Here is an 11,919-nt window from a genome sequence, read left to right as displayed (position 1 = left end):
TGAACCTTAATCTGCATCGGCAACTTTTGTACTTAAAAACTTCGAAATAAAATAGATCACTATAAAGCCGGCAAAAATTAACAGTCCGTTGAGTGCTGCCGAAGGATCATCCTGGTAAATGCTGATGCCCACGAAAAAGAAAAAGGAAATAAAGAGGATCGGTACAACCGGATACCATTTTAACGTATAAATAGTACCGTTGTTTAAATGAGCAGTCTTCTTTCGCAGGATAAATAAGGTGGCTGCTGAGCTTGCCGTACCAATACATTCAAGAATGATGGAATAGTTCAGGATTTTATCGAAGGTTTGTGCAAAAAATAAAGTGATGATGATCAATGCCGTAAAAGTGGTGAGGCTTACCACCATCACATCCGTTTTTTTACTTTTTTGTGCAAATACGGCTGGCAGTGCTTTTTCTTCGCCCATGGCATACATGGCCCGCGGATTGCTTAGCAGATTTACATTGACATAGCCTAAAACAGAGAGGAAGATGACGCCCGATAAGATGGTATATCCTGCCGGGCCAAATATTTTCCCTGCCAGGATTGCTGCGATACTATTGGCCGTTTTCAGCTCCTCAAATCCAATCACTTTTACATAGGCATAATTGATCAGGAGGTACAGGGAGATAATGATGAAAAGTCCTATTTTAATTCCCTTCGGAACAATAGTTTTTGCATTTTCCACCTCCCCGCCAAGGTTTATCGTTTGCGTATAACCAGCAAAAGAAAATGTAACCGCAATGAGGCAGACGCCTAAAGCCCTGCCGTAATCTGACCATACCGGTAAAGCACCGGAAGCAGTTTTAAAAATAGGAGATACGGTGGCTGTATTACCGCCAGTGAAGATGGCGCAGATCAGCATCAGCACCAAAGTGATCTTAATGACTGTTAATATATTCTGCGCTTTCGAGCTGGCACGTAAACCCAGCAGATTAATTCCATAAAAAATGAGCACTGTAGTACCGGCGATGAGCAGCTTGGAGGAGTCGGTCTGATGAGCAGGAGGAAGAATCACGCTGCTCAGGTATTCCGATCCGATCAGGGTAACGCCTGCCATGGATGCTGCACTGGTCAGTACCACAACTCCATTCACCGCAAAAGCAATAGAGGGGTGGTAGCAGGCAGAGAAGATTTTATAATAACCGCCTGTCACGGGAAATCTGGAACCGATTTCCGCATAAATCAGTGCCCCGCAGTAAGCGACTATCCCTCCGATAATCCATGCCAGAAAAAACAATTCAGGAATCTGTGCTTTTGCGGCGACAGATACCGGAGTGCGGAAGATACCCATTCCGATCACTAAACTAACAACGATCATGGATAGATCGAAAAGGGAGAGCTGTTTCTTAGGCTGCATGTATCAATTAAATAATGGATGAAGGTACGGCAAAATGTGCATTTGTTGAAAATTGTAGGATAACTAAGACGGTTATTTGACTAAATTTGTAATTCTACTCAAAAACTATGGCTGAACCGATTTATAACGACGATAGTATACGCTCACTGGATTGGAAAGAACACATCAGGCTGCGTCCTGGTATGTATATCGGAAAATTAGGTGATGGATCTGCACATGACGACGGAATTTATGTATTGCTGAAAGAGATCATGGACAACTCTATTGATGAGTTTGTGATGGGCTCGGGAAGGATTATAGATATTACAGTTTCCGACTCTAAAGTAAATATCCGTGATTATGGCCGTGGAATACCTTTGGGTAAGGTGATCGACTGTGTGTCGAAAATCAATACCGGTGGTAAGTATGACAGTAATGCTTTCCAGAAATCTGTAGGATTGAATGGGGTGGGTACGAAAGCTGTAAATGCATTGTCTACCAACTTCGTGGTACAGTCTTACCGCGATGGTAAAACTAAAAAGGTAGAATTCTCCAAAGGGGAGATCATCACTGATCACCCGATCATAGATACTACGCAGCGCAATGGTACAGCGATTACCTTTTATCCTGATGATACTATTTTCCGTAATTACCATTATATCCCTGCATTTGTAGAAAGCATGATCTGGAATTATGTATTCCTGAACACGGGACTTACAGTGAATTTTAATGGTCAGAAGTATTTTTCAGAGCGTGGATTATATGATTTGCTGAATAAAGTAGCTGATGTGGAAAACCTGCGTTATCCTATTATTCACCTGTTGGGGAATGATATCGAAATTGCAATGACCCATGGTCAGCAATACGGTGAAGATTACCATTCATTTGTGAACGGACAACATACTACCCAGGGGGGGACACACCAGGCAGCTTTCAGGGAAGCGGTGGTGAAAACGATCCGTGAATTTTATAAAAAAGAATATGAAGCATCGGATATCCGTGCATCAATTATAGCGGCAATTTCTGTACGTGTGCAGGAACCCGTGTTTGAGTCGCAAACCAAAACTAAATTAGGCTCTCAGAATATGGGGCCAGAAGGGCCGTCTGTGCGGACGTTTATCGGCGACTTTGTAAAAAAGGAGCTTGATGATTACCTGCATAAACATACTGACGTTGCAGATGCATTACTGAAACGAATCCTGCAATCAGAGCGTGAGCGTAAGGACATTGCGGGTATTAAAAAACTGGCGAACGACCGTGCAAAAAAGGCTTCCCTGCATAATAAGAAGCTACGCGACTGTAAAGTGCATTTCAATACACCGCATGATAAAAGATACGAAACTACACTCTTTATTACTGAGGGTGATTCTGCTTCGGGTTCTATCACGAAATCAAGGGATGTAGATTGTCAGGCGGTATTCAGCTTAAAGGGAAAACCTTTGAACTGTTATGAGCTGACTAAAAAAGTAGTGTATGAGAACGAAGAGTTCAACCTATTGCAACATGCGCTGAACATCGAAGATGGACTGGACGGCTTGCATTACAACAATATTGTGATCGCGACTGATGCCGATGTGGATGGTATGCACATCAGGTTACTGATGATGACTTTCTTTTTGCAGTTCTTTCCTGATCTGGTAAGAGCGGGACATGTTTATATCTTACAAACACCATTGTTCCGTGTCCGTAACAAAAAGGAAACCATTTACTGCTACAGTGATGAGGAGCGAAAAAAGGCTATTGTGAAATTAGGTAATAAGCCGGAAATTACCAGGTTTAAAGGACTGGGAGAGATCTCTCCTGACGAGTTTGGTTTGTTCATCGGAAAAGATATCAGGCTGGATCCTGTGATCCTGAAAGACCAGACCATTAAAGGTCTGCTGGAATATTATATGGGTAAAAATACACCAGACAGGCAGCAACATATTATCAGGAACCTGAGGATTGAGAAAGATACTATTGAAGAACTGATCTCATCAGATGCTGATGCAGCCACTGCTGCGGTTTCAGAGGATATTGTTGAAGTAGCTTAATCTTCTTATTTTAGATTAATCCTTTGCTTCTATAGTATCTTCTGGATGTTGCGGAGGCAGTACATCAACTTTCTCCTCTACAATCGTAATCTTGGTGTGTACTGCGTATTTACTGGGACGTATTCCTCCATCAAACTTTTCTGCATAAGCCTGGGTAAATTCGGCACCAAAGTATAAAATGATAGAGGTATAATAAATCCATAACAGGATTACAATAATTGAACTGGCGGCACCAAAAGCAGATCCCGGATTGCCTTTCTCAATATATATTCCTATTACATATTTACCAAGGCTGAATAGCAGAGCTGTAAATAAGGCACCTATGATAGCTGATTTCCACTTCAGGTCTACATCTGGTAATACCTTAAATATAATGGTGAATACAGCAGTAACAGCCGCGATCGTGATGGCATTGTTTACGATATAAATCAATAATGTAGCTGTATCACCGGCAACTGGTATTACATCCCCGACATTACTGTTCTTTACCAGGTAGCCAAGTTTGTCACCCAGGCTGACGACAATACTATTTATTACCAGTGAAACGAGTAATAGGAAGCCCATAGAGACAATTAATGAGAAGGAGAGTAGTCTGTTGGTCAGCATCTTTTTCCAACCCTTTTTGGGTACCGCTTTCACTTTCCAGATCAGGTTAATGCTGTCCTGTATTTCTATAAAAATTGCCGTGGCACCCACTATCAGTGTAACGACTCCAATGATCAATCCTATTGTGCTTTTTCCTGTAAGATTCGCATTGTCAACAAATCCCTGCAATTGTTTAGCTGCATCCCGGCCAACCATATCAGTGATCTGATCAAAGAGTTCTGTTCCCGGATTTAGCTTATTGCTAAAAAAGATACTTGCTGCAGCCATGATAATGATAATCATCGGCGTAAGTGAAAATATCGTATAATAAGCCAGTGCTGCACTGAGTTTGGTGACGCGATCTTCTATAAAACCTTTACCAGCTGCTATGAATAAATGATAAAGAGCGATAAAGAAATGTTTGATTTTATGTACTAATTTCATTCTTTCGCTTAAAAAGGATATCCAATCCCGATGTTATAAATTAAATTCTCACTTCTCCATTCCTTGTCGCCAAATGCGATTTTGTCAAATACCCAACGCTCTCCAGACGCAAGATATGGTTTTCTTACAGGGAAGGCAACATCCAGGCGAATTACAAAGATAGTGGCATCAACCCGTAAACCTGCACCGGTACCTACAGCCAGTTCGCTTAATGCTCTGCTGGCCTTGAAACCTGAACCTGGTCTGCCTGTGGTTGCCGGCCGGTCTGCTGTAGCCGGAGTACCAACATCTTCTTTTCTTAACCAGATATTTCCGGCGTCTGCAAATAAAGCACCATACAAAACACTCACCAGCTTAAAGCGTAGCTCGCTATTTAGCATCAGTTTGATATCTCCACTCTGATCAGGAATAACATTTGGATTCAAAGTAGCGTCATTTTTATAATAATAAGTTCCCGGACCTAATGATCTTGCTGCGAACGCACGGATGTCATTACTACCTCCGGCAAAAAACTGTCTCACAAAAGGCAGGGAAGTAGTATTTCCGTAAGCGTATCCATAACCGATATTCAGTCTGTTTGCCCAGGTAACATTACGTGTGATTTTGAAATAATCCCTCAAATCCAGTTCTGCTCTTACAAATTGTGACAGATCAGTATTGAAAAGTTGTTTTCTACCCTGGTCGTTTTTACCCACAAATGCGCCCCAAACATTTCCACCTGTCTCGAGGCTTCCACTGAAATACGTTGTATTTCTGCGGGAATCATCCATCTGATTACTATACGTGAAGTTATAGTTACTACCAATAATGAACTGCGGCTCTAAAATGTTACGTAAACCAATCAGGAATAAACTATCGCGTTTTGCACTATCAACACTTGATTTTACATAGTTAATAGAGATTGGATTAAATGTATGCTCTTTATGGATATTCTCTTTCCAGTTGTAGCCAAATTCTCCCTTAAATGAATTCAAACCATATAGAGAACCTCTGTTGATACGTTGATAAGATAGGGAAGTAATTGTTTTTGGAATAAAGGCAGTAGTACTTTTCGGTTTATAAAATGGTACGATAAACCTTGGGAAAGTAAGCTTAGCTTCAGCAGTGATGGAATTGGAGTTTAATCCTTTTGAAGCTCCGCTAACCTGAGTCTCAAATCCGCCGCTTACACTCACATCCAGCTGTTCTGCACCCCTAAAAAGGTTTCTGGTAGTTTGCGTTACTTTTACTTCCGAACCCACAAAGTTATTGGATTTACTGGTTCCTGTAACACCAAATGATAATGAGTTTTTCTTTAAAGGAGTAAGGTAAATATTCAGGTCAAGTTCATCATTTTTGAAGCTGTCTAGTGGTAAGAACTCTGCTCTGACATCCTGAAAAGCATTGATGTTTACCATCCTGTTGAGCGAGCGGCTATGATCTGTTCTATTGTATGTTTCTCCCTTTTTGAAGAATACCAGCCTGTCGAAAATTCTCGGTTTGAAAGTATTCCTGTTATCGTAGATATTAAAATCGTTGTACTCCAGTGGTGTCAGTTTTCTGAGTGCACTATCTCTTCTGAGTGAATAATTAGGATAGATATTGATGTTTTTAATGGTATATGGTTTTACACCCGCATCCGGTGCAATGTCTTTTACCTTTACCGTAATGTCTACCAGGTTTTTGCCTATAGTGCTATCCACCTGCAAGATCAGATAGTCTGGAGCAAAATAGAAATATCCCAGCTCTTTCAAGTCATTATCTATACGGATACGTTCATTTTTGAAGACATCAAGATCATAAAAATCACCCACTTTAATCAGGCTGTTTCCCTTTTTCTCGTTGATGATAGCAGATAAATTACCCGTGTCTTTTGGAAAAGTTACGCTTTTGATCTTGTAGCGATCGCCCGTATTAGCTGTATATATGGCTTTGGCTTTACGGTCTTTAATTACTGTATCGCCAGTAACGACCGACTGCAGGTATCCCTGAGAAATCAGGTAACTGGTTAATACATCATTGTTATACTGAAGTTTCACCTGATCCAGCAATACAGGAGGCTCGCCAACCTTGGTACGTAACCAGTGTTTGAAACCTTTCGGTTTTTTCGGTTCACCAGCCAGGTTATATATATAAAGCTTAGGCTTAAGTCCTAAAATAGATTTATTAGGTCTTGGTCTTGTTTTGCTCTCTAAAGTTGCTTTTACATCTTTTTCATTATCAATCCTGCCGGATGAGTCAGGATTGATTTTAACCTCAGCTCCTGTATATAAGTTCTGTCCAGGTTTTAAATATTTAGTGTTGCTGCAGGCAGCCCAAACTAAACATATTAGGATAAATAAGCTGAGTTTAATTAGATTTTTCATTTTTGGGCTTCTGTTCTGTTTTTGATTTGTTTCTATTTCTTTTTTTCTGGAATATTTCTCTGAACTTGTTGTAATCCACTACCAGTGCAAAACCTAATCCGGTTTCAATAATCTGGCCTTCTACCACTCCTTCATTCTGGTTACGGCGATAAGCCCGTAATCGGTATCTGCCATCAGCAGACATTGCATATTCTACATTTACATTTCCTGCAATATTACTGGAACTCTGACCTTGTGGTTGTGGTCCTTCAAGTCCGAATGAACTACCCACCGTTACCGTTAGTCTGTCGTTAAGCAGTTTTTTTGATAAACCTACCTCAAGATCAGTTTTTTGTTGCAGAGAGCCGGTAGAATAATCTTCAGAAGTATTCACTCCAAAATTAATATCTACACCCTGAATCAGATCTGACGCCAGGTTATTTAACTGTTCTGTTAATAATTTACTTACACTTGAACGTGCCAGGGTAGATACTCCGCCACCACCTCCGGCAAGACTCTGGAATGGATTACTTGCCATAAACCTGTTCAGTGCCAGCAAGGAGAATACTTGTTTATTCAACTCATTCTCATCTCTGTTTACCTGTAACATTTTAGGATATACCAAGCCATCACCAGCTCCACGTTCATTTTCTGGTAAGTCCAGTCTGAATGAAATAATTGGTTTCATCAATTCACCTTTCATGATCAGATAAACCTGAACGGGTACTTTGGTTTTTAATGAAGGCAGATCCTCTCTATTAAGCAAATCTATTGGTGCTGCATTTACTTCGTATACTGCTGAAAGGTTCACATTAGCAGACATTGGATCACCGGTCCAAACGATAGTACTTCCTTTAACTAATTTAAATTCTTTTTTACCCAAAGCACTGACCGAAATGCCGAAAGAACCGTCATTGATTTCATATCGGCCTGTCATGCTTATTTTACCACTAGGATCCATTGTTGCTGTTAAGTCTGCATCTCCTCTAACCTTCAATGCATCTCCGTTAGCCGGATCGATTACCACATTCAGCTCTGCTTCAGGATCGACTTCAATATCTGCGGTAAGGTTAATTCCCTTGATAGGTGCTTTATTTATACTGTCTGCCTTCAGCGCTTTTTGTCCGTTATAAGGAGCCACATCAGCATCAATATATTGTACAATACCTTCCTGATCTATTACAGAAGGATCGGCAGTTGGCATTGCAAAAAAGAACTTGGTTCCTTTTTCTACCTTAACCGTCATGTTTACATCAGGCTGATTCATATCACCCCTGACCTTAATATTACTAGTCAGGAATACGGTACCATAAATCAACTCATTATCCGCGGAGGTAGAGTTTAACGCCCTGAAATTATTTGTCTTAATGTCCATATTGAACTTAAAGTTCGTATAGTCAGTAGTTAAGATGCCGCCGTTGATTGTCGCCCTTTTATTGAGTGAATCAATTATCGTAAAGTTGTTGAAATTTACGCCCTGATCCGTAAAGCTGATTGTTTCATTTGGCATTCTTAAATAAGAGTTTACATAGGTTGCATTAAAAGCTACCTGGTTAAATTTCACATCTCCCAATACTTTAGGCTTCGCTACTGCCCCGGTAACTGTCAGCTGACCAGTTACGGTTCCAGAACCCTGTTTGATCTGTCCCATAGAAACACTTTCCAGTGATTTCATGTCGATTTTATCTATATTCACCTTTAAGTCCAAAGCACTTTCTCTCTTCGTATAATAAAAGCCATTTACCCTTAATTCATGAACGCCGGTTAAAGCAATATTAGTTTCAAAGGCGTCTGCAGTATTATTATTCACCGCTATACGTAAAGTGCCCAGCTGATCTTTCTGGTAACGCAACCGGTCGACAGTCATGTTCGCTTCAAATTTAGGACTGGTCATTAATTCTTTTACATCCACTGTACCGTTAATTACTCCGCCTACTAAAGCACTGTCCTGCGCTGCAAACTTAGTCAGTGTTTCTATTCTGAAATCTTTAAACTCTACTTTGAGCGGGGAGTTAGGTGTAGCATTCAAACTATTGATGCTCAGTAACTGGTTGTCCTTACTCAGGTTAAACTGATTGGCCAGGATGCCTGAAGCACCAAACTGTATATAATTTTCTGGTGATACCGCCCATTTCTCGTAGTCCAGCAATAACTTATTCGGGTCAAAACTGAAGCGGAAATTTTTATCCATTGATTTGAAAGTACCTCCAAGCATATATTTGTCTTTCAGCTTGCTGTCCCTCAAAAAGATGTTCACGCCAAGCACATTATTATCTGCCTGGCCGCTTAACTCTGTATTGTACAAGGCCAGTGAAGGACTCTGTACATGTCCTACCAGTAACTTATAATTCAGCTGCTGGTTAGCATTATCAACGGTTAACTTCGTGCTGTCTACCTTATAATCGCCATAAACTACCTGAGGGAACCATGCATTCATGATCAGGCTGTCCTTTTGCGTGTCCAGCAAACCGCTGATCCGTGAAGGAGAGAAGGTAGTTAATGTCGGCACAAACTGCTTGAGTAGTTTACTATTGTAAATATTCATGCTGAACCTGAATCGCTGCTCGGGGATTTTAGTAACCACGCCAAAGGCATAATACTTATTGATCTGGTTGATCATTGCTGCAGCCAGGTTAGTCAGTTGATATTTACCATCCACCCTTGCACTCAGTATCTCAGATTTCAGGCTAATCAGGTTATGATTTGCATCAGCTTCCGAATGTACATCTATTGTATCCACATTGATCCGCTGACCATCTTTCACTACCTGTAGTCCCCTGATGCTCACATCGCCGTTCAGGTAATCAGGATCAGCAGTTTTAATATCCGCTTTCACCAGACCAGCCAATGAAAGTTGGGTCGGACTAAAATTCAGTTGCTGCAGGTTTACCTGCTTCAAATTCAGGTCAGCCTTTATTGCCGGATATTTGCCAGCCATGTTTACTAAAGCAGTAAGGTTGAAATTGGCATTGCTATCGGCCATATTACTTTTCAGGTTTAATTTCTGAGCAGCATAAGTTCCATTTAGTACTAAATTCCTGTAAGTATATTTATTATAATAGGCACTTACCACCTGTCCGTTTAATTTGACATTGGCCGTTTTTGCATCCAGTCCGGTTCCGTTAACTTTCGCTTTAACGGTTATCCTTCCTAAAGTGGGCTGCATTTTTATTAACCTGCCCACGTTGAAATTATTCAGGTTGATATCTGCCGTATAACTTTCTTTTCCTTTAGGCCCTTTCATTGAAGCCAGCAATTTTGCCGATCCCATGTCCGTATTGATATTAAAACCAGTATTGAAATTGGTCATTGAGCCTTTGAATTTACCATTAGCTACAATCCTGTTAGGTAGCTCTATATTTGCAGGCAGCGATTTTTTAGGGATGACTACCAACAGATCTCCTTTAGATAAAGAGAAACGTTTGATGTTCAGGTCAAGGAAAGTCTTATTTACATCAGGCAAACCCTTAACTGTACCGGTAACATCTATATTTGTACTCTTTAGTCCGCTGATCTGCAATTGAGGGATCACGAGGTTATTCATGTAGCCGTTAACTTTCGCGTTGATCTTAATCTTTTCATTCTTATAATTCGCAGGTACGGCATCACTGAAATAGGTAGCATCTTTTAAGCCCAGAACAGAGTTTTTGACCTGCAATGATAATTTCACACGTTCAGGATGTTTTGTTAAATCTTCCAGCGAAGTATAATTCAGCTCTGTATTATTTTCAATATTTGTATTGGGCGTTTTAAAAATTAGGTCATTAATTTTGACCATTTTATCATTATAAACCACATCTCCCTGCAGTTTTGAAAGTTCGAAACCACTTTTTTCTTTTAGTGTTCCACTTTTCACGTTTACTTTAATGCCAGCCGTACTGTATGAAAGTGCTTCAGCTTCAAGTCCCAGGTTATTTATTTTAAGGTGGTTAAAGTCCATTCCTTTTGGAGTGGGTTTGGCACCCAGATTATCAAACTGTATATTGTTTTCTGCAAGATTAAGTTTACCAACCAGTATAGCCATTGCCGATGGTTTGGTAGTGGCTACAGTATCGGCTCCTTTTACCGGTGCGGCAGGTTTGAATGCGAACAGGATGTTGGATTTTTTCAGTGTCGCATCATCCAGTTTAATATCAGTTTTTGTAAGATCAGCAAGAAGTTTGGTCAGCGTTAACTCATTCACATCCAGATCTGCTCTTGTATCAGAAAGCATATCATCATACTTGATCTTCACATTATTCAGTGCGATATCCTGCACTTCAACTAATGGTAATTTTCCTGTTTCGGACTTAGCGGTATCCAGACTTTCTTCTACTACTGCAGCAAGTTTTGTGAGGGGCTTCTGCTGCAAATACTTTAGTGAAGTATTCTTTAATATCAGATCCTTAATCACATAATGCTGATTGGCCATATCAAAGTCCTTGATATTGGTTTTAAATTCGCCCAATTTTACATTTACATCATTACCAATTACATCATCTCTGAATACAATTCCAATATCCGTAAGACTGATTTTATTTACCGAGAACTTCATCGTTGAAGTTGTATCTTTCTTTACCTGATCCTCTGGTTTTTTCTGCTCAGACATGAATGCGTCAATCAGGAATTGATAGTTAAAAGTCGTGTCCGGATCAATCCTGGTCACATTTGCCCTTAATTTCTCCAGCTCAATACTATTGATCTCTACTGTATTTTTAAGCAGCTTAAATAAGCTGATATCCACTGAAAGTTTTTGTGCGTAGAGTAAGGTATCACCCTTTTTGTCAGCCATATAAAACTTGTTCAGCACTACATCTTTTGGAAGCGCAATTTTAATACTTTCGAGGCTGACTTCAGTATGGGTTTTATTTTTCAGGTAATTGATTGCTTTACCTTTGACGAAGTTTTGAACAGCCGGAACGTTTAAAGATACGGCGATGGCTACTACCAGCATAATGACGATGGCAAAGACCCACAAAACAACCTTTAAACTTTTGCGTACGTATTTATTCAATGTGATGTGAATTTTAAGTTTTTAATATGGAAAACGCTAACTAAAACCATGCCATGCTGGTTTATTCTTTCAATACTACAAGAGGGCTGGGATTTTGTTTAATTAATTTAAAACTTTGTTCAATATATTTTGCTTGCTTCGGGGCAGGGGTGTGAATTTTAAATCTTATATTAGATGCCCAATATAAAAATGCCAGCATAAA

The 11,919-nt window shown here is 40.1% G+C and carries 5 protein-coding genes; 1 reads left to right on the top strand and 4 read right to left on the bottom strand.

Translation table 11 applies throughout. The annotated features are described in order from the left end of the window. Nucleotides 1–6: 6 nt before the first annotated feature. Entirely contained in the window at nt 7–1,359 is a 1,353-nt protein-coding gene (locus OQX62_RS21265; RefSeq protein WP_265833672.1) for an APC family permease, read from the bottom strand. A 107-nt stretch (nt 1,360–1,466) separates the two neighbouring features. Here OQX62_RS21265 and OQX62_RS21260 point away from each other — a divergent pair, with 107 nt between their 5' ends. After that, nucleotides 1,467–3,371 (top strand): DNA topoisomerase IV subunit B, encoded by a 1,905-nt coding sequence (locus OQX62_RS21260; protein WP_265833671.1) that lies wholly within the window; start codon nt 1,467–1,469, stop codon nt 3,369–3,371. A gap of 15 nt (nt 3,372–3,386) precedes the next feature. Here OQX62_RS21260 and OQX62_RS21255 read toward each other — a convergent pair whose 3' ends face one another. From OQX62_RS21255 to OQX62_RS21245, 3 genes are read right to left on the bottom strand one after another with little or no spacing between them, the layout of a single operon-like run. Next, the gene (locus OQX62_RS21255; protein ID WP_265833670.1) at nt 3,387–4,400 is read right to left on the bottom strand and encodes a YihY/virulence factor BrkB family protein; all 1,014 of its coding nucleotides are present in this window, start codon (nt 4,398–4,400) and stop codon (nt 3,387–3,389) included. 8 nt (nt 4,401–4,408) lie between these two features. After that, nucleotides 4,409–6,745, bottom strand: coding sequence for a BamA/TamA family outer membrane protein (locus tag OQX62_RS21250; RefSeq protein WP_265833669.1), 2,337 nt, complete (start codon nt 6,743–6,745; stop codon nt 4,409–4,411). Next, a complete protein-coding gene (locus OQX62_RS21245; RefSeq protein WP_265833668.1) occupies nt 6,729–11,717 on the bottom strand; it encodes a translocation/assembly module TamB domain-containing protein in 4,989 nt (1,662 codons plus the stop codon). Before OQX62_RS21245 ends, OQX62_RS21250 begins: the two co-directional genes overlap by 17 nt. Nucleotides 11,718–11,919 lie beyond the last annotated feature (202 nt).

Source organism: Pedobacter sp. MR2016-24, assembly GCF_026239655.1.
Classification (GTDB): Bacteria; Bacteroidota; Bacteroidia; order Sphingobacteriales; family Sphingobacteriaceae; genus Pedobacter.
This window is presented reverse-complemented; position numbering and strand designations above follow the sequence as displayed.

Coding starts and splice junctions, on each gene's coding strand:
- OQX62_RS21255 (WP_265833670.1), bottom strand. CDS start 4,400: ATGAAATTAGTACATAAAATCAAACATTTCTTTATCGCTCTTTATCAT.
- OQX62_RS21265 (WP_265833672.1), bottom strand. CDS start 1,359: ATGCAGCCTAAGAAACAGCTCTCCCTTTTCGATCTATCCATGATCGTT.
- OQX62_RS21250 (WP_265833669.1), bottom strand. CDS start 6,745: ATGAAAAATCTAATTAAACTCAGCTTATTTATCCTAATATGTTTAGTT.
- OQX62_RS21260 (WP_265833671.1), top strand. CDS start 1,467: ATGGCTGAACCGATTTATAACGACGATAGTATACGCTCACTGGATTGG.